Genomic DNA, 24,580 nt, shown 5'->3' with positions numbered 1-24,580 from the left:
GACGGGTTCTGATGGCGCTCCCGACGCCGTCAGGACGCCCCGATGCTGATCGCCAACGGCCTGCGCAAGGTCGACATGCAGGACCTGCTGGTCTTCCTCCAGGTCCACCAACGACAGAACCTCGTCGAGGTCGCCGAACACCTGAGCCTCAGCCCGTCGACGGTCAGCTACTGCCTGAAGAAGCTGCGCCAGGCCTTCGACGACGAGCTGTTCATCGCCACCCGCGGCGGCATGCAGCCGACCCACAAGAGTCGCGCCATGCTGCCCCACGTGGAGGAAATGCTCGCCCGCATCAACGCCTGTCACGCCGCCCAGGGCAGCTTCGACCCGCGTGGCGAGCCGCGTACCTTTACCCTCTGCGCGCCGGAATACGTCGAGCTGCTGATCCTTCCGGCACTCCTGCGACGGCTCGCCGCCAACGGCCCGAGGATCGGCCTGGACATCCGCCGCCTGGGTCCCGAACTGCCCACCGAAGCATTGCTCGACGGCCAGGTCGACCTGGTCTTCGACTTCGGTCCCGAGTACCACCGACCGGCACCGGAGCTACAGGCGCTCGCCCTGTTCAGCGACGAACTGCTCTGCGTGCAGGATCGTGCCCAGCCGCGCCACGAGCGCCTGGAACTGGACGAGTTCTGCCGGCGCCGCTTCGTCTTCCCGACCCCGCTCGACGCCAGCAACGCCAACCTGGTGGACACGTGGCTGCGACGCCAGGGCCGCAGCCGCGAAGTCGCCGCGCGCGCCAACAGCTACGTCGCCGCCCTGCAACTGCTGTCGGGCAGCGACTTCGTGCTGATGCTGCCGCGACGTATCCACGCGCTGCTCGACGATGGCCGCCATCGCGCCTGCCTCGCACCGTCAGGGCTGCCGCCGTTCGCCCTGCACCTGTCATGGAGCCGCGCCGCCGACCAGGACCCGGCGAACCTCTGGCTGCGCGAACAGGTGCTGATCGTCTGCGCCGAGCTGGGTTTGCTCTAGCCTGCGTCATCCTGCACTTCGAGGCTCGCCGCCAGGGAGCGCCAGAGCACTTCGGCGAATACCTGCTGGATGCCGCCGGCCAGGTAGTCGAACATCTGCTGCGCTTCCTGCCACTGGCTGCACACCAGCCAGAGATCCGGCTCGAGGGCGTCCCTGCGCACCTGGTACTCCAGGCAACCCGGCGCCTCCAGCCCCGGTTCGACCAGTTGTTGCAGGCGCAGGCCAAGCCGTTCCGACTGACCGTTGCGCGCGCGAATACGGATGACCTGGCTGGCGCTCATGACGGACGCTCCTCCGGACGAACGAGCGACGCCTCAGTGGGCGCCGCGCTCCAGTGGCTTGAGGATCGGGTCGCCCTCCTTGAGCAACTCCCAGACCAGCAACTTGGCCGGCTTCATCGGATCGGGATTGCGTGCCAGCAGGTGCGGCACGTTCGCCGGCTCGTACCAGCTCTGGCCCACCGTGTAGGTTTCCACCGGGCCGCCTTCCAGTTGCGTCTGCACGGTGCCTTCGAGCACGTAGACGAACACCGAGCCGGGATGCACATGGGGCGCGGAGACCTGGCCGGGCTTGAACGACACCGTCAGCATCAACCCACGATGGCCGGGAATCTCGGCCAGGGCCTGGTCGTGCAGGGTTTCCACCTTCTCCGCAACATGGGCGCTGGCCAGCGTCGGCAGCGCGGCGAGCAGCAGGCAGGCGATCGATCGATTGGCCTTCATCGCCGTCCACCTCATTCCGGTTGCATGCCCATGCCGACGCCGAAGCGGTTCCAGGCGTTGATGGCCGAGACCGCCAGGGTCAGTTCGGCGATCTCCTTGTCGTCGAAGTGCTCGCGCAGTTCGTCGAGCGGGCCGTGCGGCAACGGCCCCTGGCTGAGGCGGGCGAGTTGCTCGGTCCAGGCCAGGGCAGCGCGCTCGCGCGGGGTGAAGTAGGGGGTTTCCTGCCAGACGCAGAGCGCTTGCAGACGCTGCTCGGTCTCGCCGGCCTTGCGCGCGTCGTTGGCATGCATGTTCACGCAGTAGGCGCAACCGTTGATCTGCGAAGTGCGCAGGTAGACCAGTTCGATCAACGGGCGCTCCAGGCCGGCCTTGGCCAGGGCCTTTTCCAGGCCGAGCATGGCGGCATAGGCGTCGGGGGAGGCTTTGGCCCATTCGAGGCGGGTGGTCATGGCGAATCTCCTTGGCTGATTGGCAGCCGCGAGAGTGGAAAGCGGCGCGGCATGGGGTAACACTAAGCCTGCCTTTGGCTTCCACGAAGAGCCAATTACCAGAAATACCAGGTAGCCAATTTCGCCATGGAACTGCAACTGATCCTCGACGGCCGCCACGACCTGGTCGGCCAGCTCTATCGCCAGCTGCGCGACGCGATCCTCCACGGTCGCCTGGCCACCGGCGATCGCCTGCCAGCCACGCGCTACCTTGCCGAACGCCTGGAAGTGTCGCGCAAGACCGTCAGCGAAGCCTACGAGCGCCTCACCAGCGAGGGCTTCCTCGAAGGCCGGGTCGGCAGCGGCACCTTCGTCGCCCGCGGGCCCGCCGGGGAAGCGCCGCCGCAGCGCGCCGACGGTCCGCTGCGGCCGGCCGCGCGCTGGGCACGCATCGAACCGCAGTCCGGTCTAATGGACCAGCGAGCACCGCTCCGCTACAGCTTCGCCGGCGGCACGACCGACAAGCGCCGCTTTCCCTTCGATACCTGGCGTACCTGCGTGCTCCAGGCGCTACGCCTGCAACAGCGCTCGCCGGCGTTCTACAAGGAAACCGAAGGCGACCCCGAACTGCGCCTGGCGATCTCCCGCTACCTGGCGATCAACCGCGCCGTGCAGTGCGACTGGAACGCCCTGATGGTCACCCAGGGCGCCCAGCAGGGACTCGACCTGCTGGCCCGGGTGATGCTCGACCCCGGCGACCTGGCGGTGGTCGAGGAACCCGGTTATCCGCCGGCCCGCGCCAGCCTGCTGGCCACCGGCGCCGAGGTGCGCGGAGTACCGGTGGACGCCGAGGGGCTGCGCGTCGACCTGCTGCCGGACAACGCCAAGCTGGTCTACGTCACCCCGTCGCACCAGTTCCCGCTGGGCATGCCGATGAGCCTGGAGCGGCGCCTGCAGTTGCTGGACTGGGCGCAGCGCCACCGGGCGCTGATCATCGAGGACGACTACGACAGCGAGTACCGCTTCGACGGGCGTTCGCTGGAGTCGCTGCGCAGCCTCGACCGGAACGGCCAGGTGGCCTACCTCGGGACCCTTTCCAAGACCCTCTTCCCCGAGCTGCGCCTCGGCTACCTGCTGCCGCCGGCAAGCCTGCGCGAAGCGGTGCTGGCGGCGCGCAAGCTGGTCGACCGGCACAGCGAGACCTTGCAGCAACGCGCCCTCGCGCTGTTCATCCAGCGCGGCGACTTCGCCCGCCATACGCGCCGCCTGCAACGCGAATACGCCCAGCGTCGCGGGCGCCTGCTGGAACGCCTGCACGGCGACCTGAGCCCCTGGCTCGAAGCGCTGCCGGCGGTGGCCGGGATCCACCTCGCGGCGCGCTGTCGCGAACCGCTGGATGTGCTGCGCATCGCCCGTCATTTGCGCCAGCAAGGCCTGGAGGTCGGCACCCTGCCGCCCTTCTACGCGGAAACCCCGGCACAGGCCGGCTTCCTCTTCGGCTTCGGCTGCATCGAACGGGACGACATCGACCCGGCGTTGGACCTGTTGCGCGCCGAGCTGCGGCGCTAGGCGCGCTTCCGCCCATCCACGGCCGGCAACTCGGCGGCGCGCAGGTAGGTGCCGATCCCCCCGGCCAGAGGCTCGATTGCAACCGCGCCCCATGCCCAGCGGCGCATGACGCGCCGCGTTATCCGCCCTACTGGAGGCGCCGCCCCTTGCAAAGGCCCGGCGAGGGCGGCTCAGGGCTGCAGCAGTTTCGCCAGTCGTTCGCCGTCCAGCCCGAGCATGCGGGCAGCCTTGCTCTCGGCCAGTTGCTCCGCGTCGTCCTCGGGCAGGCTGGCGGCCTGGGTCGCCAGGCTGAGGATCAGCTCTTCGCGGGAAAGCACGCCACCGAACTGGTACGCCGCAGCGATCAGCCGGCGCAGCTCCAGCGGCAGCCGCCAACGCGCCCGCAGGGCCGAGCCGAAGCTGGCGCCGAAACGCCCCAGCAGCTCGTCGAGGCGCGCCTCGTCCAGCGCGCCGCCGCCATCGCACCAATCCTGCAATGTCCGCAGCAGCGCCAGGTCGCCCAGGCGATGCAGCAGCCCTGCGGTATAGCAGCGCTCGACGTCCGCGCCGAGGGCGTCGGCCAGTTCCCAGGCGATGTCCGCGCAACGTTGCGAAAGATCCCAGAAGTGCATGGCGCGCTCGGCCAGCAGTGGTTCGCCGAGCTGGATGGCCCGCTGCAGACTGAAACCGAGCACCAGGTTCAGGCTGTGCCCGAGTCCCAGCCGCCGCAGGGCCTGGCCCAGGGTCTGGCAGGCCGGACCGACGTGCCGGGCGGCGCTGTTGGCGGCGGCGATCAGGCCAGCGGTGATCTGCGGGTCGCGACCGAACTCATCCTCCAGCACGCGCAGCGGATGCTCCTCGGCGCTCAGGCAACGATCGCTGGCGGCACGCACGTCGGCCAGCAACGGCGCCCCCTCCGCGGAGTCGCGCGCGCGTTCGAGGAAAGCCTCCAGGTTCTCGCCCGCGTCCCGCTCCGGCAGCGGACAGGCGACCACTTCGTCGCCCTTCAGCAACAACCCTCGCAGGCGTTGCATCAGGTTCTCGGCCTGGAACGGCTTCACCAGGTAGGCGGTCGGCGCCAGTGCCACGGCGGCGCGCACGCTGGCCTGGTCGGCGCGGTCGCTGATCAGGATGAACGGCTGCTCGGCGACCGAGCGGCGCAGGCGCGCTTCGCGCAGCAGCTCGAAGCCATCCACCTGCGGCAGGTTCAGCTCGGCCAGGATCAACGCGAAGCGCCGGCGCCGGCAATGCGCCAGCGCTTCTCCGCCATCGCCGCAGAGGACCAGCCGGGCATCGCAACGCACGCCGAGGACCAGTTGGCCAAGCAGGTCGCGACTCCAGGGGTCCGGGTCGGCAATCAGGATGACGGGGGCCTTTTTCGCGGCACTCATGGCGTTCCTCTTCGAACCTGGCGAACCGAGCGGGACGCACCAGGCATGACAGGCGGGCACGACACGGCCCGCGGGCACACAAGGGTATGACGGACGAACACGGTGCGCCTCTAGGACCTGTCCTAATCGCCACGAACGGAACGACCGGAGGAATGCGGGAGGATTCGTATGCGCCAGGCGCCCAAGGGTAACAGGGGAAAACCGTTCGTCGGGCGTTTCGCGGAAAACCCTGGCAGAAAAAAGAGGCTTCCGTTTCCGTGAAGCCTCTGAAAGAAAGGCCCGCGCGGACGCGCGGGCCTCGGGGGTATCGCTTTGCCGGTGAAGCTTAAGCGAGTTCGTCGAAGCACTCGGCCAGGATGGCCAGGCCCTTCTCCAGTTGCGCGTCGGGGATGGTGACGGGCATGAGGAAGCGGATGACGTTGTAGTAGGTGCCGCAGGAGAGCAGGATCAGGCCCTTCTCGCGCGCACGGACGACGATCTTGCTGACCAGCTCGGCGGCCGGCTTGTGGGTATCGCCGCCCTCGAACAGCTCGATGGCCACCATCGAACCCAGGCCACGAACGTCGCCGATCACCTTGTGCTTGGCCTGGATCTCGCGCAGGCCGGCCTTGAGGCGCTCGCCGAGGGCTTGCGAACGTTCCAGCAGCTTCTCTTCCTCGAACACCTTCAGCACGGCCAGTGCCGCGGCGCAGGCGATCGGGCTGCCGGCATAGGTGCCGCCCAGGCCGCCGGGCGCGATGGCGTCCATGATCTCGGCCTTGCCGGCCACGCCGGAGATCGGGAAGCCGCCGCCGACCGACTTGGCGAAGGTGGTCAGGTCAGGAACGATGCCCAGTTGCTCGGTAGCGAAGAAGGTGCCGGTACGGCCGGCGCCGGTCTGCACTTCGTCGGCGATCAGCAGGATGCCGTGCTGGTCGCACAGGGCACGCAGGCGCTGCATGAAGGACTTGGAGTTGACGTAGAAGCCACCCTCGCCCTGCACCGGCTCGATGATGATCGCGGCGATGTCCTGGGGCTGGGCATCGTTCTTGAAGATGCGCTCGATGCTGGCGATGGAGTCGTCCTCGCTCACGCCGTGCAGCTCGCAGGGCGCCAGGGCGCGGAAGATGCCGCCCGGCATCAGGCCCATGCCGGCGGAGTACGGGACCACCTTGCCGGTCAGGCCCAGGGTCATCATGGTGCGGCCGTGGTACGCGCCGGTGAAGGCGATCACGCCAGCGCGGCCGGTGGCGGCGCGGGCGATCTTGACGGCGTTCTCCACGGCTTCGGAGCCGGAGGTGACCAGCAGGGTCTTCTTCGGGAAGTCGCCCGGCACGCGCTTGGCGATTTCCTCGGCCAGCTCGATGTAGGGTTCGTAGGCCAGCACCTGGAAGCAGGTGTGGGACAGCTTGCCCAGTTGCTCCTGGACCGCGGCGATCACCTTCGGATGCAGGTGGCCGGTGTTCAGCACGGCGATGCCGCCGGCGAAGTCGATGTACTCGCGGCCTTCCACGTCCCAGACGGTGGAGTTCTCGGCGCGCTCGGCGACGACCGGGTGGATCTGGCCCACGCCGCGGGGTACCGCGGCCTGGCGACGCTTCAGCAGGGATTCGTTGGTCTTGCTCATGGCTTCCTCAGTGGCCGCTCATCGGGTCGGCCGGGTCAAAGGATGAAGGCGGGAAGGAAGCTCCCCAAGGCAGCATGCGATGATCGACTGCCTCGGGACTTGCAGACCCGCCAGGGCTCGGAGCCGCTTCGCGATCGGCGACCGCGACTCCCGGTTCGTCCGGTGCCACCACCGGCAACGTCGACACCGGACGGCGCAGCTCTTGCCTGCCGTCCGGCCCCTCCGGATGCGTTTCTCGCCGGACTCAGATACCGCCCAGGCAGAGGTACTTGATCTCGAGGTAGTCCTCGATCCCGTACTTGGAGCCTTCGCGGCCCAGGCCCGAGGCCTTGATGCCGCCGAACGGCGCCACTTCGTTGGAGATCAGGCCGGTGTTGATGCCGACCATGCCGTACTCCAGTTGCTCGGCGACGCGGAACACGCGGGCCAGGTCGCGGGCGTAGAAGTAGGACGCCAGGCCGAACTCGGTGTCGTTGGACATAGCGATGACCTCGGCCTCGTCCTTGAAGCGGAACACCGGCGCCAGCGGGCCGAAGGTCTCGTCCTTGGACACCAGGGCGTTCTTCGGCACGTCGACCAGGATGGTCGGCTCGAAGAAGGTGCCGCCGAGGGCGTGCGGCTTGCCGCCGGAAACCACCTTGGCGCCTTTGGAGACCGCGTCGGCGATGTGTTCCTCGACCTTGGCCACGGCCTTGGCGTCGATCAGCGGACCGGTGGTCACGCCGGCTTCCAGGCCGTTGCCGATGTTCAGCTTGGCCACGGCGGCCTTCAGCTTGTCGACGAAGGCGTCATACACGCCGTCCTGCACGTACAGGCGGTTGGCGCAGACGCAGGTCTGGCCGTTGTTGCGGTACTTGGAAATCAGCGCGCCCTCGACGGCGGCGTCCAGGTCGGCGTCGTCGAACACGATGAACGGCGCGTTGCCGCCCAGTTCCAGGGACACCTTCTTGATGTCCTGGGCGCACTCGGCCATCAGTTGGCGGCCGATTTCGGTGGAACCGGTGAAGGTCAGCTTGCGCACGATCGGGTTGCTGGTCAGCTCGCCGCCGACTTCGCCGGCGCTACCGGTGACCACGCTGAACACGCCCTTCGGAATGCCGGCGCGCTCTGCCAGCTCGGCCAGGGCCAGGGCGGAATACGGGGTCTGCGAAGCAGGCTTGAGCACCATGGTGCAGCCGGCGGCCAGGGCCGGGCCGGCCTTGCGGGTGATCATCGCCGAGGGGAAGTTCCACGGCGTGATGGCCGCGGTCACACCGATCGGCTGCTTGATCACGATGATGCGCTTGTCCGGCTGGTGGCCGGGAATGGTGTCGCCGTAGATGCGCTTGGCTTCTTCGCCGAACCATTCGAGGAAGGAGGCGGCGTAGGCGATCTCGCCCTTGGCCTCGGCCAGCGGCTTGCCCTGCTCGATGGTCATCAGGCGGGCCAGGTCGTCCTGGTTCTCGATCATCAGGTCGAACCAGCGGCGCAGCTTGTTGGCGCGCTCCTTGGCGGTCAGCGCACGCCAGGCCGGCAGGGCCTTGTCGGCAGCCTCGATGGCGCGGCGGGTCTCGGCGGCGCCCATCTTCGGCACGCTGCCGATGATCTCGCCGGTGGCCGGGTTGTTCACCTTGATGGTCTGGCCGTTGTCGGCATCCACCCAGGCGCCATCGACGTAGGCTTGTTGACGGAACAGCTTGGCATCTTTGAGTTGCATGACCTGTCTCCTTCGAGGAATGCCGTGAGCAGCGGGTCTACCTCGACTACCCCGCGTGCCTGGTTGTCTGGTTCGGTTGTAACCGGAAAGTGTTGCCTGCTGGTTATTCGAAAGGGCCAGCGCCCCGGTGTTCCATTTCCTGCGCCCTGTGCCAGCGGCGTCGCCGTTACCGGCCGGCCACCGTGCGCAACGGGCGGACGCGGACGAACGCGACCGCCGACAGGCGTCGGGGAGGATACGAAAGACTCGTGCGGGAAAGGGATTGCGGACGAAACGCCACGCCGGCACCACGGCGGCCCGGCAGCGCGAAAGGCCGGACGAGCGACGGGCAGGTCAGAAAGAGGTCATTCCAGGGGCACGCGGCCGGCTGAACTGATGCCAATTCCCCGGTCTCCTGTTGTTGTGGCTTTGGGGGCGTTTGAAATCTCAAACGAATCCTAGGGCCACCACTGACAAAGGGCAATACCCCGTTCGATAAAATCAACGAAAGTCGGAAAATTCTGCTGCTTTGCTGAGCACATCCTCGACGGACGGTCGTTTTCGTTCGAAATCACGAACGTACGCACATGGAATGGACTCCCGCCGACGAGATGCGTATGATTGCGGCCTGCCGCGCGAGCCGCGGCGCTGCATCCGTAGCTCAGCTGGATAGAGTACTGCCCTCCGAAGGCAGGGGTCGTGGGTTCGAATCCCGCCGGATGCGCCATCTTCCAGAAGCCCGCCTTGTGCGGGCTTTTTGCTTTCAGACCTGCCTCACCGCCACCCGCTCCGCCGAGCGGCGCCTCTCCCTCGCCGCGAGACCAGAGCAACCGATCCTGTCCGGCCGGGAATGGCACTCAAGGCCGGGGCCAGATGAAGGGTCGATCGGCGGATAGTTCCTCGGGGCTGGCCGTTTCACGTCTATAGTTCTGCATGCTCGGATGCCGTTCCTACCAGGACTCCCACAGGAGCAACAGAATGCGCTCATGGCATGGCGTAGTCACGAAAATCGCCAAGCAAGGCAAGGGCGCCGTGGTCAAGAATCGACTCGGCCCGGAAGAGCTTCTGGTGCCCTTCACAGTGAGTACGCTCGTTGAGGTCGACCTGGACGCAAGGATCTACGGAACGGATGTGGACGACACGCCCTGGGCGGAGGGCGACGAACGAAAGGAGGTGCTGGTCGGTACCGAAGTAGAACTGCTGACCGATACGGATACCTTTCCTACCCATGCGTCCCAGGTGCTCAGCGCCAATTTCCGTTTCGCCCTCGACATCGTCAAGGGAGGGCTCAGCGGCCCGGTCAGGAAAGGGGCGGTCCTGGTCATCTACCACGACTTCCAGCAGGAGATCCGGAGAGGCGACTCCGGCAGCGCCTTCGCGGAGGCGGTCGTCGCCTATGCGCGGAACAAGCTCTACAAGCCGGCCTTCGCGATCAAGGCAGATACCAACTACGCCCAGTTGGTTCGGGATCTAGGCAAGGTTGCCGCAGAGAGCGGCGAACAGTACTTCATCGATACGATCCTCATCGCCACCCACGGCACGGCTGGCCAACTCTGGCTGGGCAACCCCCACGGCGAGAGCACCGCGGACGTCATGGCCCGGCGTGTCCAGGGCAAGCAGTTCGTCGAGCCCCAGGCCTTTGGTGCGACCCTTCTCGAACTGTTCGGCAAGGAACTGGCCATCGCCCTCTACGGGTGCGACTTCGCCGGGGACGAGGACGGAGAAGCGGCGGCCCTCGAGCTGCGCATCGCCGCCAACGCGAGAGCGGTCTACGCCGGCAAGGGCACGGTGTATCTCAATGCCAGCAAAGAGGGTCGTTCCACGGTGACCTGCAGCAAGGCGATGGTGGTCTACCGGACCGACAAGATCGAGGTACTGGGTGGAAACCAGGTACCGGTATTCGATATCTGAGGCCCCGCCCCGCACTGTCATTGCCGATTGCCCAGGATCTTCGGCCCCAGACGCTCCGCCTCGCCCCTGGCCTTTTCCCTGGGGAGAGCCTTAAGATCGGGAGTCCGCACTGGGGCGGACCTTCTCTTCCTGCGGGTGGTTTCTCCGGATGCTTCCAGACAGCATGGTGGGTAGCAGCGCGCGGCGCCTTCGTTTGCGGCGGACGCGCGGGCGTGTCGGGCTCGGCCTGGTGGCCGGGCTGTCGGTACTGGCAGGCATGACCGACGCCATCGGTTTCCTCGCCACCGGCGACTTCGTTTCCTTCATGAGCGGCAACACCACGCGCCTGGCGGTATCGCTGGGCGAGGGCGACTTCGGCGGGCTGGTGCGGCTGAGCGTCGCCCTGGCCAGTTTCGTCGTCGGCAACGCGCTGGGAGTGATACTGGCGCGCTTCAGCGGGCGCCGGGCGGCGCCGATCCTGGTCTGCTGCGCGATGCTGCTGGCGTTGTCGGCGGTCTGGCCATTCGACTGGAACGTGCCGGCGCTGGTCGCCGCGATCCTCGCCATGGGCATGCTCAACGCCGTGGTCGAGCAGGTCAACGGCCTGCCCATCGGCCTGACCTACGTCACCGGCGCCCTCTCCCGCTTCGGCCGCGGCCTCGGCCGCTGGCTGCTGGGCGAGCGGCGCAACGGCTGGCGGGTGCAACTGGTGCCCTGGAGCGGCATGTGCGTCGGCGCGGTGCTCGGCGCCCTGCTGGAACAGCAACTGGGCCTCGCGGCGATGGCGGCGAGCGCAGCGCTGGCGGCTCTTCTCGCGTTGCTGGCACTGGTGATTCCGCGGCCATGGCAGATGGACTATATGGTGCGTTGAGCGGCCGGGAGCTGTCCCATCAAGATTTCAGAAAATCGTTCAGGTAAGCCTGGGAAAGCAGATCCCGGGCGATGGCGCAGGTCATTTGCCCTTCGAATGTACATTTCTCATGAACGAAATGAGCCTGGCGCCAGATTCGCTCATAGGCTTTCATCCGCTTCCGCGACACCAGCTCGCGCATGACCATGTAGCTTTTCACGCACCGATAAAAACGCTCTGCGGCCTGGTCGACCTCGTCCTTGTGCGTCTGGTAACCCCATATCACCGGCAGATTGGGAAACCCGTAGGCGTAGTCCACCAGATCGGCCTTCCACGCCAATATCGCTTTCTGACGCTCTTGCCGGCGCCACGAAAACAATGCTGCCCACGCCACCAGAAGGGTGAGTACGCCGGTGACAGCCGTGATCGCATCCATAATGCCCGCTGTATCGCACGCTTCCATGTTTCCTCCACGACGGCGCTTGCCGATCCTGTGCCGCGACTGCGCAAGGAAGCTTGCCAAGGCTTCCAACCAACCATATATCTTGCCTAGGTGGCGACCTTCCGGCCAGCCCGCGAACCGACCGGGCTCCGCTTGTCTAAAGAACGCGCCAGCACATAAGATGCATGCACACGCACTTATATGGAGTGGCGAGCCGATGAACCGCAGCGCCCTGGATTTCCGCCACTTCATCGACCACCTGCGTCGCCAGGGCGACCTGGTGGACGTGCACACCGAGGTCGACGCCAACCTGGAGATCGGCGCCATCACCCGCCGGGTCTACGAACGCCGCGCACCCGCCCCGCTGTTCCACAACATCCGCGACAGCCTGCCCGGCGCGCGGGTACTGGGCGCGCCGGCCGGCCTGCGCGCCGACAGGGCCCGCGCCCATTCGCGCCTGGCGCTGCATTTCGGCCTGCCGGAACACAGCGGGCCGCGGGACATCGTGGCCACGCTGCGCGCCGCGATGCGCGCGGAACCGATCGCGCCGCGCCGGCTGGAGCGCGGGCCGGTGCAGGAAAACGTCTGGCTCGGCGAGCAGGTGGACCTGACCCGCTTCCCGGTCCCCTTGCTCCATGAGCAGGACGGAGGCCGCTATTTCGGCACCTACGGTTTCCACGTGGTACAGACGCCGGACGGCAGTTGGGACAGTTGGTCGGTGGGCCGGCTGATGCTGGTGGACCGCAACACCCTGGCGGGTCCGACTATTCCCACCCAGCACATCGGCATCATCCGCGAGCAGTGGCGCCGCCAGGGCAAGCCAACGCCCTGGGCGATGGCCCTCGGCGCACCACCGGCGGCACTCGCGGCGGCCGGTATGCCGTTGCCGGAGGGGGTCAGCGAAGCCGGCTACGTGGGCGCCCTGGTCGGCGAGCCGGTGGAGGTGGTGCGCACGCAGACCAACGGCCTGTGGGTTCCGGCCAATGCCGAGATCGTCCTGGAGGGCGAGATCAGCCTCGACGAAACCGCGCTGGAAGGCCCGATGGGCGAATACCACGGTTATTCCTTCCCCACCGGCAAGCCGCAGCCGCTGTTCCACGTCCATGCGCTGAGCTTCCGCGACCAGCCGATCCTGCCGATCTGCGTCGCCGGCACGCCACCGGAGGAAAACCACACCATCTGGGGCACCATGATTTCCGCGCAACTGCTGGACGTGGCGCAGAACGCCGGACTGCCGGTGGACATGGTCTGGTGCTCCTACGAGGCGGCGACCTGCTGGGCCGTGCTGTCGATCGACGTGCAGCGCCTGGCGGCCCTGGGCACCGACGCCGCGGCCTTCGCCGCACGGGTCGCCGAGACCGTCTTCGGCTCGCATGCCGGGCACCTGGTGCCGAAGCTGATCCTGGTCGGCAACGACATCGACGTCACCGAGATCGACCAGGTGGTATGGGCGCTGGCGACCCGCGCGCATCCGCTGCACGACCATTTCGCCTTCCCGCAGATCCGTGACTTCCCGATGGTTCCCTACCTCGATGCCGAGGACAAGGCACGAGGCAGCGGCGGTCGGCTGGTGATCAACTGCCTGTACCCGGAACAGTTCGCCGGGCAAATGCGTGCCGCTACGGCGTCGTTCCGCCACGCCTATCCGACGGCGCTGCGCAGGCGAGTCGAAGAACGCTGGAGCGACTACGGATTCGCCGACGCCTGAGCGCTACAATCCCCGCCCTGGCGAAAGAGGATCGAGGAAGGTGACCGGGCCAATGACCGAGACGAACGCACTGGGGCTGCCCCAAGGCCCGCTGTACCTGATGACGGAGATCGTCCGCCAGCGCGAACGGCAACTCACCGCCCTGCTTGCCCCTCTCGAACTGGGGCTGCATGAATGGCGTGCGTTGCGGATCATCCACGCCTTCGACGGTGACGTGCCGATGAGCGTGCTCATCGAGCACTCGCAGACCGACCGCACCGCGCTGGGCCGGACCATCGAACGGCTGGTGCGGCGCGGCTGGGTCAGCCGCCTGCCGGACCCGGACGACGGGCGCGCCGTGCTGGTGCGCCGCAGCCCCGCGGCACAGGCGGTGTTCGAGCAGGCCCTGGCACAGGTCGCAGGGCTCGACGAAAGGCTGCTGGCGGCTCTCGGCGCCGGCCCGGAAGAAGAGGCGCTGACCCTCGCCCTGGGCAAGTTGCTGCGGGCCTTCGACGGGCTTTCCCGCGTGACGCAATAGCCTTTCGAGGGCATCTCCGGGTTTGCGAAGCAACTCTCATCCCGGTCATGGACTGACCATCCGGCCCCCTATTTGCTGGCCGATTGATAGCATGGGCGGCCTTCGCAAGCCCATTCGACCCGCAATGCCACGACACCCGCACACCACCCTGCTCCTCTGCCTTTGCCTGATCCTGCCCGGTTGCGAGAGCGGCCGCAGCTACAGCCTTTCCGACGGCGCGCCGGCCACGGGCATCCGCATCCAGCGCGACGACCGCTCGCCGTTGCAGCGCCTGCGGGACTGCGAACGCCAGGGTTGCAGCGAGCGGCAGAAGATCGACCCGTTCACCCCCGATCCTGACTACCTGCGCGCGGAAGGCCACTTCCCGCTGCCCTGGTAAGCTTCCCTCTTCGCCCGTTCCCGACGGGCTTTTTTCCGTTCCCGACAGATACCCTCAGCTGCCCTCAGCGCTTTCCTACGCACCAAGAAGGAAAGCCTCTCGCCTCTCTCGGAACGAGCCGATTTCTCGGCAGTCGCCGTTCGCATTCCATTGGTCACCCAACGGCAACGAGGATCGGCCATGACTGGATTGCCCTCGCATGGCAACGGACGCGCCTCCGGCGCCTGCCCATGTCCGGCCCTACCCGCCCCACTCCGAGGACTGAAGATGAACGACTACATCGCCCGGCTGCGCGAGAAATACGACGACCATTTCGGCTGTGCGCCGAGCATCGTCCTGGACTGCCGTGACTTCTGGAGGCACTGCGTGACGGCACCGGAAATGGCGGTGTTCGGCTACCGCCTGGAAAGCAGCCGGCGCCCGCACCACGTGGTGATCACCGCGGGGATGAGCCAGGCACGGATGCACTTCGCGCCCTATATGGGCAGCGCGCGCTGGTCCAGCGAGCTGATCTGCTACCTTGACGTCCTCGGCGGTGAGGACCTGCGCCACCTGCAGTGGCTCGCCGGCCTGCCGTTCCACGAACGCCTGGCCCTCGGCCACGGACACAGCGTGGCATTCGGTTTCCCGCTCTACGAGCACAGCCTGCTGCGTCACTTCCTTCTCCTGCCGACCCCGCTGGGCGAAGATGCCGCCCTGTTCGACGGTTTCGACCTGTCCGCCCATCCGGTCGACCTGCTCTGGGTCGTGCCGCTGACCGAGCAGGAATACCAGGTGAAAGTGAACAAGCACCTGGAAGGCATCGCCGAAGTGCTGAACGACGCCGGACATCCGCTCAGCCTCGACCGGCATCGCCATTGCTACGTCACCGGCCAACGTCCGGAAGGGTTCGAGCGGATACTGCATTAGGTCGCCGGGCAACCGGAGCAAGAGGCCCGTCGCCAGGCCCTACCTTCGTCGGGGAAGCCGGCGATGACGTTTTTCAATCGGTTCGATGCCGTTTTCCCCGCTTGCCGATCCGCTCGCCGTCTACGATTCTTGCTGGACGTGAGAACGGCTCCGGAGGGGCGCGCATGAAAACCGTGGCACAACTGTTGAACGCCAAGCAGAACCAGCAGGTGTACACCATCGGACCGGACGAGATGGTGCTCGACGCCCTGCGCCTGATGGCGGAAAAGAACATCGGCGCGCTGCTGGTGGTGAACCATGGCGAGGTGGTCGGAGTGGTCAGCGAGCGCGACTATGCGCGCAAGATGGTCCTCAAGGGCCGTTCGTCCATCGGTACGCCGATCAGCGCGATCATGAGCGCGCCTGTGGTCAGCGTGGACTCGAAGCAGAGCGTCGACACCTGCATGAACCTGATGACCGATCGCCACCTGCGCCACCTGCCGGTCGTGGAAGACGGCCAGTTGCTCGGCCTGCTGTCCATCGGCGACCTGGTCAAGGCGGCGATCGCCGAGCAGGCCGAGCTGATCCAGCAACTGGAACAGTACATCCGCGGCGACTGAAGCGGGCGTGCCGGCCCTGCCCTTTTCCCGCCGGCTCACGCGATAATCCGCGGCTGTTGCCGTTGCGAGCCGCCGCCATGCCCTCTCCGCCGAAGATCCGCCGCTACATTCCCGCCGACCGCGATGCCACCCTCGCCATCTGGCTGGAGGCCTCGCGCGTCGGCCACGGTTTCCTCGGCGAAGCCGAGTTGCAGAAGCAGAAGGCACTGGTTCGCGATCATTATCTGGATGCCTCGGAAACCTGGCTGGCGCTGGACGGCGATACGCCGCTGGGCTTCATCGGCCTGCTCGATGCCTTCATCGGCGGCCTGTTCGTCGCCCCGACGGCCCACGGGCGCGGGATCGGCCGGCAACTGGTGGAGCACGCGGCAACCCTGAAGGGCGCGCTGGAGGTCGAGGTCTACGCCGCCAACCGCGAGGCGCTGGGGTTCTACGCACGCTGCGGCTTCGTCGAGAGCGGCCGACGCCCGCGCGACGACGAGGGGCGCGCGCTGGAGATCGTCCAGTTGCGCCGCGAACACTAGTCGCCCTTACGGAAAACGCTCGGCGAGACGCCGCTCAGGCGCTTGAAGAAACGGGTGAAGTAGGCCGGCTCGCTGAAGCCGAGGCGGTCGGCGATCTCGTTCACCGTCATCGCCGTGTAGACCAGGTCGCGCTTGGCCTCCAGCAGCAGGCGCTGGTGCACGATGCCCAGTGCGGTCTGCCCGCTGAGGCGGCGCGCCACGCCGTTCAGGTGTGCCGGGGAGATGCCCAGGCGACGCGCGTACTCGTCGATTCCCAGGTGCTCGCGGAAATGCCGCTCGACCAGTTGCGAAAAGGCCGATAGGTATTCCTGACCGCGACCCGGCCGTGCCTCCGCCCGCCGGACCATCACCTGCCGCCCCAGCCACACCGCCAGCACGCCGATCAGCGACTGCAACAACAGCTCGCGCGCCGGCGCAGCGCCGGCGTACTCGCCATCTATGGCGTCGAACAGCGTGTCGATATAGCGCCGGTCCGCGCCCACCGGGTACAGCCCCGGCGCTTCCAGCGCCTGGCGCTGCGCGCCGAGGTGCGCCTGCAAGCGGGCCAGCAACGGTGCGGCGAGCGTCAGTACGTAGCCGTCGATGCGCTCGGAGAACTGGAAGCCATGGATGCACAACGGCGGTACGAACTGGATGGAGGGCTGCTCGACGCGAGTCGGCTCGCCCTCGACCTGGAGCTGCGCCCAGCCCTTGCGCACGTAGAGCAACTGAGCGAGATCGGCGTGCCGGTGCGGCTTGATCTCCCAATCGTGCAGGCGACTGCGGGCGGGGATCGACTCGCAGTGCAGCAGGTCCGGGGTCGGCCATTCGAGGGGCGCGCCGTAGAGCTTGAACACCGGGACGTCGCGGGTGGAATCCGTCATCGAGCCCTCCGAGCGAAATGGCCGATTGCCGAACAGAGTTTATAAAAGTCCAGAAATAGATCGGCAATTTGCCTTCTATAGCACCCCACGGCAAACAAAAATACAGCCACCTCCAGACAAGATCAGCGCCGGCGCATGCGCCGCCGGCCAGCCATAACAGCGAGAGGGCTATCCGCAATGAAGACTCAAGTCGCCATCATCGGCGCCGGTCCGTCCGGCCTCCTGCTCGGCCAGTTGCTGCACAAGGCCGGCATCGACAACGTGATCCTCGAACGCCAGACCCCGGACTACGTGCTCGGCCGCATCCGCGCCGGCGTGCTGGAACAGGGTATGGTCGACCTGCTGCGCGAGGCCGGCGTCGACCGGCGCATGGCGCGCGACGGGCTGGTCCACGAAGGCGTGGAGATCGCCTTCGCCGGGCAGCGCCGGCGCATCGACCTGAAGCGCCTGAGCGGCGGCAAGACGGTGACGGTCTACGGCCAGACCGAGGTCACCCGCGACCTCATGGAAGCCCGCGAAGCCTGCGGCGCCACTACCGTCTACCAGGCCGCCGAGGTGCGCCTGCACGACCTGCAAGGTGAGCGCCCCTACGTGACCTTCGAACGCGACGGCGAACGGCTGCGCCTGGATTGCGACTACATCGCCGGCTGCGATGGCTTCCACGGCATCTCGCGGCAATCGATCCCGGCGGAACGGCTGAAGGTCTTCGAGCGGGTCTATCCGTTCGGCTGGCTCGGCCTGCTCGCCGACACCCCGCCGGTCAGCCACGAACTGATCTACGCCAACCATCCGCGCGGCTTCGCCCTGTGCAGCCAGCGTTCGGCGACCCGCAGCCGCTACTACGTACAGGTGCCATTGACAGAGAAGGTCGAGGACTGGTCCGACGAGCGCTTCTGGACGGAACTGAAAGCGCGCCTCCCGGCCGAGGTGGCGGAGAAACTGGTGACCGGTCCTTCGCTGGAGAAGAGCATCGCGCCGCTGCGCAGCTTCGTGGTCGAGCCGATGCAGCATGGCCGGCTGTTCCTCGCCGGCGACGCCGCGCACATCGTGCCGCCCACCGGCGCCAAGGGACTGAACCTGGCGGCCAGCGACGTCAGCACGCTCTACCGGCTGCTGCTGAAGGCCTACCGCGAAGGGCGGGGCGAACTGCTGGAACGCTACTCGGCAATCTGCCTGCGGCGGATCTGGAAGGCCGAACGCTTCTCCTGGTGGATGACTTCGGTGCTGCATCGCTTCCCCGACACCGACGCGTTCAGCCAGCGCATCCAGCAGACCGAACTGGAGTACTACCTGGGCTCCGAGGCGGGCCTGGCGACCATCGCCGAGAACTATGTCGGCCTGCCCTACGAGGAAATCGAGTAGGCCGCGCCACCCCGGCGCAACGCCGGGGCACCGTTCCCAAGGCGGGACGCAACGTTGGCGCAGGCGAATATCGACGAAAGACGACCCTCGGATCGATATTCCCCGGCACCTGTCCTACCCCAGGCGCAGTATGATGCCCGCTGCCTTCGCGTTCCGTCCGCCCCAGGTGCCGTCTTGTCCGATCTCGCCCAGAACCCGCCCGCCGTCCGTACCGTCCTCGCCGGCCTGATGCTGTCGATCTTCCTCAGCGCCCTCGACCAGACCATCGTCGCCGTCTCCCTGCCGGCGATCTCGGCCGACTTCGCCGACCTCGACCTGCTGGCCTGGGTGATCTCCGCCTACATGGTGGCGATGACCGTATCGATGCCGATCTACGGCAAGCTCGGCGACCTCTACGGCCGCCGCCGTCTGATGCTCTTCGCCATCGTCGTGTTCACCGCCGCCTCGCTGCTTTGCGGGCTCGCGCAGAGCATGGGCCAACTGGTGCTGGCGCGAGTGCTGCAAGGGGTCGGCGCGGGCGGGCTGATGGCGGTGAGCCAGGCGATCATCGGCGACATCGTCCCGCCGCGCGAGCGCGGCCGCTACCAGGGCTACTTCAGCAGCATGTACGCCATCGCCAGCGTCGCCGGCCCGGTGCTCGGCGGCCTGCTCACCGAGTACCTGTCGTGGCGCTGGGTGTTCTGGATCAACCTGCCGATCGGCCTTCTCGCGCTGGCCATCTCGCGGCGGACCCTGGTCGGCCTGCCGGTGCCGCGCCGGCAACCGGTGATCGACTACCTGGGCATCGTGCTGATGGTGGTGGGTCTCACCGCGCTGCTCCTGGCCATCACCCAGATCGGCCAGGGCGCAGCCTGGAGCGACCCGGCGCTGCTCGGCCTGTTCGCCCTGGCGGCGCTCGCCCTGCTGCTGTTCGTCGCCCAGGAGCGGCGCTTCCGCGAACCGCTGGTGCCGATGCAACTGTTCGCCGTCCGCGCCGCCACCCTCAGTTGGCTGGTTGCGTTCTTCGCCAGCTTCCAGGCCATCTCGCTGACCGTGCTGGTGCCGCTGCGCTACCAGAGCGTTACCGGCGCCGGCGCCGACAGCGCCGCGCTGCATCTGCTGCCGCTGGTCATGGGCCTGCCGCTGGGCGCGTACTGCTGCGGGCGGCTGACCGCCAGCCTGGGACGCTACAAGCCGCTGATCCTGCTCGGCGCCGTCCTGCTGCCCTGCGGCATCGCCGGCCTGGCCCTGGTCCCGGTCGGCGACCACTGGCTGTCCGGGCTGTGCATGCTGCTCACCGGGATCGCCATCGGTACCCAGTTCCCGACCAGCCTGGTGGCCGCGCAGAACGCCGTGGAGCAACGCCACATCGGCGTCGCCACCAGCAACGCGACGCTGTTCCGCTCCCTCGGCGGGGCGGTCGGGGTGGCGCTGATGTCGGCGATCCTGCTGGCCCTGCTCAAGCACCTGCGGATCGGCGGCGGGCTCGACCAGGGCTTTTCCGAGAGCGCCCTGCTGAGCAGCCTGGACGCCGCCAGCGTGCCGGCCCGGGTGATCCTCCAGCATGTCCTCGCGGATGCCTTCAAGGTGCTCTTCCTGGTCAACGCGGCGGTGGCGCTGCTCGGCCTGGCGGTGGCCTCGGCATTGCCCGACATGACCCTGCGCGGCCGCGACGCAACCGGCGGCAGGCGAGTGAGCGGACGCCGATAATCGAACGCTTTCGTCCCGTCGGCGACGGCGTCCGGTTTACAAAAGTAACCGTTCGGTACATTTTCCCGGCATCGATGACATCATTGCTGTGGAGGCTGCGCCATGACGCGCACGGTACTGGTCCTGAACGGCCCCAACCTGAATCTGCTCGGCACCCGCGAGCCACAGACCTACGGCCGGCAGACCCTGGGCGAAATCGCCGACGAATGCGCGGCCTTCGCCGAGACGCGCGGCTTCGCCGTGGACTTCCGCCAGACCAACCAGGAAGGCCAACTGCTCGACTGGATCCACCAGGCCCGCGGCCGGGTCGCCGGCATCGTCATCAACCCCGCCGCCTGGACCCACACCTCGGTGGCGCTGCGCGACGCCCTGGCCGCGGTGGAACTGCCGGTGGTCGAAGTGCACCTGTCCAACGTCCACCAGCGCGAAGCGTTCCGCCACCACTCCTACGTCTCGCCGGTGGCGCTGGGGGTGATCTGCGGATTCGGCAGCCTCGGCTACCGCCTGGCCCTGGAACATTTCGCCGAGCGTTTCGAGGCGGCCGCATGAGCGCGCCGCGATCGGTTCTCGCCGGCCTGATCGGTGCCGGCATCCAGGCGTCACGGACCCCGGCCCTGCACGAGCACGAAGGCGACGCCCAGGGCATCCGCTATCTGTACCGGCTGATCGATCTCGACCTGCTGGGCAAGTCGGCGGACGACCTGGAGTTCCTGCTCGCCGCCGCCAGCGACCTCGGTTTCACCGGGCTGAACATCACCTTCCCCTGCAAGCAGGCGATCATCCCCCTGCTCGACGAACTCTCCGCCGAGGCGCGCGGCATCGGCGCGGTGAACACCGTGGTGCTGCGCGATGGCCGGCGCATCGGCCACAACACCGACTGCCTGGGCTTCGCCGAGGGCTTTCGGCGCGGCCTGGCCGACGCGCCGCGCCAGCGCGTGGTGCAGATGGGCGCGGGCGGCGCCGGCGCGGCAGTGGCCCATGCACTGCTCGCCGAGGGCGTCGAGCGGCTGGCCCTGTTCGACGTCGACCCGGCGCGGGCCCAGGCCCTCGCGGACAACCTCAACCAGCACTTCGGCGCGCCACGAGCGCTCGCCGGCAGCGACCTGGCCGGCGCCCTGGGCGACGCCCAGGGATTGGTCAACACCACCCCGGTGGGCATGGCCAAGCTGCCCGGCATGCCGGTGCCGGCGGAACTGTTGCGCGCCGACCTGTGGGTCGCCGAGGTGATCTACTTTCCGCTGGAAACCGAGCTGCTGCGCCGGGCCCGCGCCCTCGGCTGCCGCACACTGGACGGCGGCACCATGGCGGTGTTCCAGGCGGTGAAGGCATTCGAACTGTTCAGCGGAGTAGAGGCTGACGCCGCGCGCATGCAGGCGCACTTCGCCAGCCTGGACGACTGAATGGCACCTCTCTCCCGCCAATGGGAGAGGGGACGGCAGTCAGGCACGGATGTAGCGCAATACCGCCTCGCCGATCATCCGCCGATGCCGCTGGCGAACCTCGGCGTCGTGCAGGTCGGTGCGGAAGATCCGCGACACGGTGTAGCGATTGGACACCCGGTAGAAGCAGAACGAACTGATCAGCATGTGCACGTCGAGCGCCTCCAGCCCGGCGCGGAACACCCCTTCCGCTTCGCCGCGGCGGAGAATCTCGGCGATGCTCTGGACGATCGAGCTGTTGACGCTCTGCACCAGCTCGCTGCTGGCGATGTGCTCGCCCTTGTGGATGTTCTCGATGCTGATGATGCGCACGAAATCCACGTGCCGGTCGTGGTAGTCGAAGCTGAACTCCACCAGCTTCTCCATCGCCTTGGCCGGCGGCAGCGCGCCCAGCCGCAGGGTGCCCTCGATACCGCGGATGTCGCTGTAGAGCTTCTCCAGCACGGCCTGGTAGAGCTGCTCCTTGCTGCCGAAGTAGTAATAGATCATCCGCTTCGAGGTATGCGTGCGCTCGGCGATGGCGTCCACCCGCGCACCCGAGAGGCCCTGGGCGACGAACTCGTCGATGGCGGCGCGGAGGATGTCCTGGCGGGTCTTCTCGGGATTGTTCTTGCGTCCCTTGCCGCGCGGAGCGGATTCCTCCACGACGGCGGGATCAGGCTTGGACATCGGTGACTCACTCGTGGCCGGCGGGAATTGCGGCCGATTATGCGGGGCCCGCCCGGCTGTAGGAAGAGCACCTGCCGGAGCCCCGACAATTCTCACAGCTTGGCCCGGCGCACACCCCGCCGCGCTTGCGCCATCGCCGCCAGGCGCACCGGCACGTTGGCCGCGCCGTAGCCGGCGTAGCCGTGGCGGCGCTGGAGGATCTCGAAGAAGAAGCGCTCCTCGAACGGCTCGGTGAACACATGGAACAGCTCGCCGCCCTGGGCGTCGCGGTCGTAGAGGACGTTGTAGTAGGCCAGTTCGCTGAGGAACTCGTCGTCGAAGTCGAAGCGCGCGGCGAGGTCGTCGTAATAGTTCAGCGGGATTTCCAGCAGTGCGACCCCGGCCTCCTTGGCCTGGGCCACGGCGGCGAAGATGTCGGCGCAATCGAAGGCGATGTGGTGCACGCCGGAACCGCGATAGCTGGACAGCGAACGGGCGATGGCGGTGTTGCGGTCCTCGGAAATGTTCAGCGGCAGGCGCACGCTGCCGCAGGGGCTACGCACGGCACGGCTGGTGACCAGGCCATAGGGGTCGGGCAGCACCACCTCGTCATCGGCGCCGAAGTCGAACAGGCTCTTGTAGAACAGCACCCAGCTGTCCAGACCTTCGGCGGGCAGCGCCAGGGCCACGTGGTCGACGCGTCGCAGGCCGAGGCCGGAAGTGTCGGCGTCGTTCGTCACGAAGTCGCTGTCGTAGATGCTGCGGCCCTCGGTGTGCCGCTCGACCAGATACAGCAGGCTGCCGTCGAGGGCGCGCACCGCCGGGATTTCCCGCTCGTTGGGGCCGAGCAGTCCGCGGTACGGCTGGCCTCCGTACGCACGAGCGCGCCCCAGCGCCTGGCCGGCGTCACGCACGCGCAGCGCGGTGGCGCACAAGGACGGTCCGTGGGCCTCGAAGAAACCGTGGGCGAAGGAATAGGGCTCGGCGTTCAGTACCAGGTTGATGTCGCCCTGGCGCAACAGGCTGACATTCTTCGAACGGTGCTCGCCGGCCCTGGCGAAGCCCAGTCGCTGCAACCACTGGCCAAGGCGCGCGCCGAGCGTCTCGTCGACGGCGAACTCGAGGAACTCGATGCCGTCGCAGAGGCTCGCCGGCGGCGGCGCGAACAGCTCGTCCACCGCCACGTGCGGCGTCTGGCGTTGCAGGCGCTCGCGGGTCTTCTCCTCGAGGTAGAGCAGCGAGCGCAGGCCGTCGACGGCGTTGGCGCGGGTCGGCGCGGCGCGGAAGCCGTCGTTGAAGACCTCCAGCGACAGCGGACCGCGATAGCCGGACGCGACGACCGGCGCGAGGAAGCCTGCCAGGTCGAAGCCGCCCTGACCCGGGAAGCAGCGGAAGTGCCGGCTCCATTCCAGCACGTCCATTGCCAGCAAGGGCGCGTCGGCCATCTGCACGAAGAAGATCTTTTCCCCCGGAAGATCGGCGATGCCGCGCGGATCGCCGTCCAGCGAAAGGGTATGGAAGCTGTCGAGGATCAGCCCGAGGTTCGCCTGGTCGGCCCGCCGCACCAGGTCCCAGGCCTGCTCCCAGGTGTTCACCTGGCGCCCCCAGGCCAGCGCCTCGTAGCCGATGCGCAGGCCGCGGACGGCGGCGCGCTCGGCCAGCTGCCGGAGGTCATCGGCCAGCAGCGCCGGTTCGCCGAGGGCATCGGCAGCGACGTTGCTGCACACCAGCATTAGGTCGGTGCCGAGTTCCTGCATCAGGTCGAACTTGCGTTCGGCGCGCTCCAGGTTTCGCCCCAGGCGTTCCCGGCGGCAGCCCTCGAAGTCGCGGAACGGCTGGAACAGCAGGATCTCCAGGCCCAGGTCGGCACACAGCCGGCGTACGTCGCGCGGGCTGCCGTCGTAATGAAGCAGGTCGTTCTCGAAGATTTCCACCCCGTCGAAACCGGCGGCGGCGATGGCCTCGAGCTTTTCCGGCAGGGTGCCGCTCAGGGATACGGTGGCGATCGAACGCTGCATGCTTCGACTCCTCAATGCGCCCTACGGCGCCTGGCGCCGCGCGAGGGCCGGCGGCGGAACGGCGGAGGCGCGGATAGCCCGCGCGGGATGCGCCGGGAAGCCACTTCGGGTAGCTGAGACCGCTCGCCCGGCAAGCCGATTATTGGTTTGCGCCAACTGACAGGCAACGCAAAATGTACGAACTGGTTAGTATTCCGTTCGAATATCGAACGGAAGCACGATTATCGAATTGACGCTTTTTCGACCAATCGCGCACCATCGCAGCCACCCGTGCAGGCCGTCCCGATCTGCCGGAAGCGCTCCGCGCTTCTTTCCCGGGCACCTGCGCAACCCACGCGACATAACAATTTCAAGAATCGGGTACCCGCTCATGTCCATCGCCGACCTCTCCGTCCGCC

The 24,580-nt window shown here is 67.5% G+C and carries 24 protein-coding genes and 1 tRNA gene; 15 read left to right on the top strand and 10 right to left on the bottom strand.

The genetic code is table 11. From position 1 onward, the window contains the following. The first annotated feature begins 42 nt into the window (after window positions 1–42). Entirely contained in the window at window positions 43–975 is a 933-nt protein-coding gene (locus tag LT948_RS22545) for a LysR family transcriptional regulator (RefSeq protein WP_003128492.1), read from the top strand. Here the strand turns inward: LT948_RS22545 and LT948_RS22540 are convergent. The 3 genes from LT948_RS22540 to LT948_RS22530 are packed head-to-tail and all read right to left on the bottom strand — an operon-like array spanning window position 972 to window position 2,146. Continuing rightward, complete coding sequence (locus LT948_RS22540) at window positions 972–1,256, bottom strand: antibiotic biosynthesis monooxygenase family protein (RefSeq protein WP_023092285.1); 285 nt, start codon at window positions 1,254–1,256, stop codon at window positions 972–974. The genes LT948_RS22545 and LT948_RS22540 overlap by 4 nt on opposite strands. Before the next feature lie 33 nt (window positions 1,257–1,289). After that, on the bottom strand, window positions 1,290–1,697 hold the full coding sequence (locus LT948_RS22535; protein ID WP_003118713.1) for a cupin domain-containing protein: 408 nt from the start codon (window positions 1,695–1,697) through the stop codon (window positions 1,290–1,292). Window positions 1,698–1,708: 11 nt separating this feature from the next. Beyond that, the gene (locus LT948_RS22530) at window positions 1,709–2,146 is read right to left on the bottom strand and encodes a carboxymuconolactone decarboxylase family protein (protein ID WP_023092284.1); all 438 of its coding nucleotides are present in this window, start codon (window positions 2,144–2,146) and stop codon (window positions 1,709–1,711) included. A 126-nt stretch (window positions 2,147–2,272) separates the two neighbouring features. Here LT948_RS22530 and pdxR point away from each other — a divergent pair, with 126 nt between their 5' ends. Continuing rightward, window positions 2,273–3,694, top strand: coding sequence for a MocR-like pyridoxine biosynthesis transcription factor PdxR (gene pdxR, locus LT948_RS22525; protein ID WP_103119298.1), 1,422 nt, complete (start codon window positions 2,273–2,275; stop codon window positions 3,692–3,694). A gap of 170 nt (window positions 3,695–3,864) precedes the next feature. On the opposite strand, the gene LT948_RS22520 is transcribed toward pdxR, so the two are convergent. From LT948_RS22520 to gabD, 3 genes are all read right to left on the bottom strand, one after another. Further along, the gene (locus LT948_RS22520; protein WP_003084206.1) at window positions 3,865–5,064 is read right to left on the bottom strand and encodes an HDOD domain-containing protein; all 1,200 of its coding nucleotides are present in this window, start codon (window positions 5,062–5,064) and stop codon (window positions 3,865–3,867) included. Window positions 5,065–5,389: 325 nt separating this feature from the next. Beyond that, window positions 5,390–6,670, bottom strand: coding sequence for a 4-aminobutyrate--2-oxoglutarate transaminase (gene gabT, locus LT948_RS22515; protein WP_003084201.1), 1,281 nt, complete (start codon window positions 6,668–6,670; stop codon window positions 5,390–5,392). Between the two features lie 244 nt (window positions 6,671–6,914). Continuing rightward, the gene (gene gabD / locus LT948_RS22510; RefSeq protein ID WP_003106269.1) at window positions 6,915–8,366 is read right to left on the bottom strand and encodes an NADP-dependent succinate-semialdehyde dehydrogenase; all 1,452 of its coding nucleotides are present in this window, start codon (window positions 8,364–8,366) and stop codon (window positions 6,915–6,917) included. A gap of 629 nt (window positions 8,367–8,995) precedes the next feature. Here gabD and LT948_RS22505 point away from each other — a divergent pair. From LT948_RS22505 to LT948_RS22495, 3 genes are all read left to right on the top strand, one after another. Further along, window positions 8,996–9,072 (top strand) — tRNA-Arg (locus LT948_RS22505). A gap of 251 nt (window positions 9,073–9,323) precedes the next feature. Continuing rightward, window positions 9,324–10,256, top strand: coding sequence for a hypothetical protein (locus LT948_RS22500; RefSeq protein WP_003106171.1), 933 nt, complete (start codon window positions 9,324–9,326; stop codon window positions 10,254–10,256). A 163-nt stretch (window positions 10,257–10,419) separates the two neighbouring features. Continuing rightward, a complete protein-coding gene (locus tag LT948_RS22495) occupies window positions 10,420–11,106 on the top strand; it encodes a YoaK family protein (protein WP_003106170.1) in 687 nt (228 codons plus the stop codon). Window positions 11,107–11,125: 19 nt separating this feature from the next. Here LT948_RS22495 and LT948_RS22490 read toward each other — a convergent pair whose 3' ends face one another. Beyond that, window positions 11,126–11,548, bottom strand: a complete 423-nt coding sequence (locus tag LT948_RS22490; protein WP_009315011.1) for a hypothetical protein — start codon at window positions 11,546–11,548, stop codon at window positions 11,126–11,128. A gap of 196 nt (window positions 11,549–11,744) precedes the next feature. Here LT948_RS22490 and hudA point away from each other — a divergent pair, with 196 nt between their 5' ends. The 6 genes from hudA to LT948_RS22460 all read left to right on the top strand — a co-directional run bounded on the left by hudA (window position 11,745) and on the right by LT948_RS22460 (window position 16,163). Then, on the top strand, window positions 11,745–13,235 hold the full coding sequence (gene hudA / locus LT948_RS22485; protein WP_023092282.1) for a UbiD family decarboxylase HudA: 1,491 nt from the start codon (window positions 11,745–11,747) through the stop codon (window positions 13,233–13,235). Between the two features lie 40 nt (window positions 13,236–13,275). After that, entirely contained in the window at window positions 13,276–13,752 is a 477-nt protein-coding gene (locus tag LT948_RS22480) for a MarR family winged helix-turn-helix transcriptional regulator (protein WP_003118626.1), read from the top strand. Window positions 13,753–13,843: 91 nt separating this feature from the next. Then, window positions 13,844–14,131, top strand: a complete 288-nt coding sequence (locus tag LT948_RS22475) for a hypothetical protein (protein WP_021263260.1) — start codon at window positions 13,844–13,846, stop codon at window positions 14,129–14,131. A 267-nt stretch (window positions 14,132–14,398) separates the two neighbouring features. Further along, entirely contained in the window at window positions 14,399–15,040 is a 642-nt protein-coding gene (locus tag LT948_RS22470; RefSeq protein ID WP_003084105.1) for a suppressor of fused domain protein, read from the top strand. Between the two features lie 164 nt (window positions 15,041–15,204). Further along, window positions 15,205–15,639, top strand: coding sequence for a CBS domain-containing protein (locus LT948_RS22465; protein ID WP_003084101.1), 435 nt, complete (start codon window positions 15,205–15,207; stop codon window positions 15,637–15,639). Between the two features lie 77 nt (window positions 15,640–15,716). Further along, window positions 15,717–16,163 (top strand): GNAT family N-acetyltransferase, encoded by a 447-nt coding sequence (locus LT948_RS22460; protein ID WP_003111458.1) that lies wholly within the window; start codon window positions 15,717–15,719, stop codon window positions 16,161–16,163. Here the strand turns inward: LT948_RS22460 and LT948_RS22455 are convergent. Further along, window positions 16,160–17,026, bottom strand: a complete 867-nt coding sequence (locus LT948_RS22455; RefSeq protein WP_003084097.1) for a helix-turn-helix domain-containing protein — start codon at window positions 17,024–17,026, stop codon at window positions 16,160–16,162. The two genes, LT948_RS22460 and LT948_RS22455, sit on opposite strands and share 4 nt — an antisense overlap. Before the next feature lie 177 nt (window positions 17,027–17,203). On the opposite strand from LT948_RS22455, the gene pobA reads away from it, so the two are divergent. The 4 genes from pobA to LT948_RS22435 all read left to right on the top strand — a co-directional run bounded on the left by pobA (window position 17,204) and on the right by LT948_RS22435 (window position 21,477). After that, on the top strand, window positions 17,204–18,388 hold the full coding sequence (pobA, locus tag LT948_RS22450) for a 4-hydroxybenzoate 3-monooxygenase (protein WP_003084095.1): 1,185 nt from the start codon (window positions 17,204–17,206) through the stop codon (window positions 18,386–18,388). 174 nt (window positions 18,389–18,562) lie between these two features. Further along, window positions 18,563–20,077 carry an MDR family MFS transporter gene (locus tag LT948_RS22445; protein WP_073657422.1) on the top strand — a complete coding sequence of 505 codons (1,515 nt, stop codon included), beginning with the start codon at window positions 18,563–18,565 and terminating at the stop codon, window positions 20,075–20,077. 102 nt (window positions 20,078–20,179) lie between these two features. Beyond that, window positions 20,180–20,626, top strand: a complete 447-nt coding sequence (aroQ, locus tag LT948_RS22440) for a type II 3-dehydroquinate dehydratase (RefSeq protein WP_003111454.1) — start codon at window positions 20,180–20,182, stop codon at window positions 20,624–20,626. After that, window positions 20,623–21,477: a shikimate dehydrogenase gene (locus LT948_RS22435; protein WP_034036000.1), complete on the top strand. Its 855-nt coding sequence runs from the start codon at window positions 20,623–20,625 to the stop codon at window positions 21,475–21,477. The genes aroQ and LT948_RS22435 overlap by 4 nt, the downstream gene beginning before the upstream one ends. 39 nt (window positions 21,478–21,516) lie before the next feature. Here the strand turns inward: LT948_RS22435 and LT948_RS22430 are convergent, their stop codons facing one another. Both LT948_RS22430 and quiC read right to left on the bottom strand, forming a co-directional pair. After that, window positions 21,517–22,185: a TetR/AcrR family transcriptional regulator gene (locus LT948_RS22430; protein ID WP_003101858.1), complete on the bottom strand. Its 669-nt coding sequence runs from the start codon at window positions 22,183–22,185 to the stop codon at window positions 21,517–21,519. 92 nt (window positions 22,186–22,277) lie between these two features. Continuing rightward, window positions 22,278–24,182 (bottom strand): 3-dehydroshikimate dehydratase QuiC, encoded by a 1,905-nt coding sequence (quiC, locus tag LT948_RS22425; protein ID WP_034036002.1) that lies wholly within the window; start codon window positions 24,180–24,182, stop codon window positions 22,278–22,280. Window positions 24,183–24,580: the final 398 nt, after the last annotated feature.

Source organism: Pseudomonas sp. CP-1 (assembly GCF_021213715.1).
Lineage (GTDB): Bacteria > Pseudomonadota > Gammaproteobacteria > Pseudomonadales > Pseudomonadaceae > Pseudomonas > Pseudomonas aeruginosa.
The sequence above is the reverse complement of the archived record's forward strand: the minus strand, read 5'-3'. Positions and strand labels throughout refer to the sequence as shown.

What these genes read in the sequence shown, in the direction of transcription:
- LT948_RS22430 (WP_003101858.1), bottom strand. Translation starts at nt 22,185, where the DNA reads ATGTCCAAGCCTGATCCCGCCGTCGTGGAGGAATCCGCTCCGCGCGGC.
- gabT (WP_003084201.1), bottom strand. Translation starts at nt 6,670, where the DNA reads ATGAGCAAGACCAACGAATCCCTGCTGAAGCGTCGCCAGGCCGCGGTA.
- LT948_RS22530 (WP_023092284.1), bottom strand. Translation starts at nt 2,146, where the DNA reads ATGACCACCCGCCTCGAATGGGCCAAAGCCTCCCCCGACGCCTATGCC.
- LT948_RS22500 (WP_003106171.1), top strand. Translation starts at nt 9,324, where the DNA reads ATGCGCTCATGGCATGGCGTAGTCACGAAAATCGCCAAGCAAGGCAAG.
- LT948_RS22460 (WP_003111458.1), top strand. Translation starts at nt 15,717, where the DNA reads ATGCCCTCTCCGCCGAAGATCCGCCGCTACATTCCCGCCGACCGCGAT.
- LT948_RS22535 (WP_003118713.1), bottom strand. Translation starts at nt 1,697, where the DNA reads ATGAAGGCCAATCGATCGATCGCCTGCCTGCTGCTCGCCGCGCTGCCG.
- LT948_RS22455 (WP_003084097.1), bottom strand. Translation starts at nt 17,026, where the DNA reads ATGACGGATTCCACCCGCGACGTCCCGGTGTTCAAGCTCTACGGCGCG.
- LT948_RS22540 (WP_023092285.1), bottom strand. Translation starts at nt 1,256, where the DNA reads ATGAGCGCCAGCCAGGTCATCCGTATTCGCGCGCGCAACGGTCAGTCG.
- LT948_RS22545 (WP_003128492.1), top strand. Translation starts at nt 43, where the DNA reads ATGCTGATCGCCAACGGCCTGCGCAAGGTCGACATGCAGGACCTGCTG.
- quiC (WP_034036002.1), bottom strand. Translation starts at nt 24,182, where the DNA reads ATGCAGCGTTCGATCGCCACCGTATCCCTGAGCGGCACCCTGCCGGAA.
- pdxR (WP_103119298.1), top strand. Translation starts at nt 2,273, where the DNA reads ATGGAACTGCAACTGATCCTCGACGGCCGCCACGACCTGGTCGGCCAG.
- aroQ (WP_003111454.1), top strand. Translation starts at nt 20,180, where the DNA reads ATGACGCGCACGGTACTGGTCCTGAACGGCCCCAACCTGAATCTGCTC.
- LT948_RS22490 (WP_009315011.1), bottom strand. Translation starts at nt 11,548, where the DNA reads ATGGAAGCGTGCGATACAGCGGGCATTATGGATGCGATCACGGCTGTC.
- pobA (WP_003084095.1), top strand. Translation starts at nt 17,204, where the DNA reads ATGAAGACTCAAGTCGCCATCATCGGCGCCGGTCCGTCCGGCCTCCTG.
- hudA (WP_023092282.1), top strand. Translation starts at nt 11,745, where the DNA reads ATGAACCGCAGCGCCCTGGATTTCCGCCACTTCATCGACCACCTGCGT.
- gabD (WP_003106269.1), bottom strand. Translation starts at nt 8,366, where the DNA reads ATGCAACTCAAAGATGCCAAGCTGTTCCGTCAACAAGCCTACGTCGAT.
- LT948_RS22495 (WP_003106170.1), top strand. Translation starts at nt 10,420, where the DNA reads ATGGTGGGTAGCAGCGCGCGGCGCCTTCGTTTGCGGCGGACGCGCGGG.
- LT948_RS22465 (WP_003084101.1), top strand. Translation starts at nt 15,205, where the DNA reads ATGAAAACCGTGGCACAACTGTTGAACGCCAAGCAGAACCAGCAGGTG.
- LT948_RS22475 (WP_021263260.1), top strand. Translation starts at nt 13,844, where the DNA reads ATGGGCGGCCTTCGCAAGCCCATTCGACCCGCAATGCCACGACACCCG.
- LT948_RS22470 (WP_003084105.1), top strand. Translation starts at nt 14,399, where the DNA reads ATGAACGACTACATCGCCCGGCTGCGCGAGAAATACGACGACCATTTC.
- LT948_RS22520 (WP_003084206.1), bottom strand. Translation starts at nt 5,064, where the DNA reads ATGAGTGCCGCGAAAAAGGCCCCCGTCATCCTGATTGCCGACCCGGAC.
- LT948_RS22435 (WP_034036000.1), top strand. Translation starts at nt 20,623, where the DNA reads ATGAGCGCGCCGCGATCGGTTCTCGCCGGCCTGATCGGTGCCGGCATC.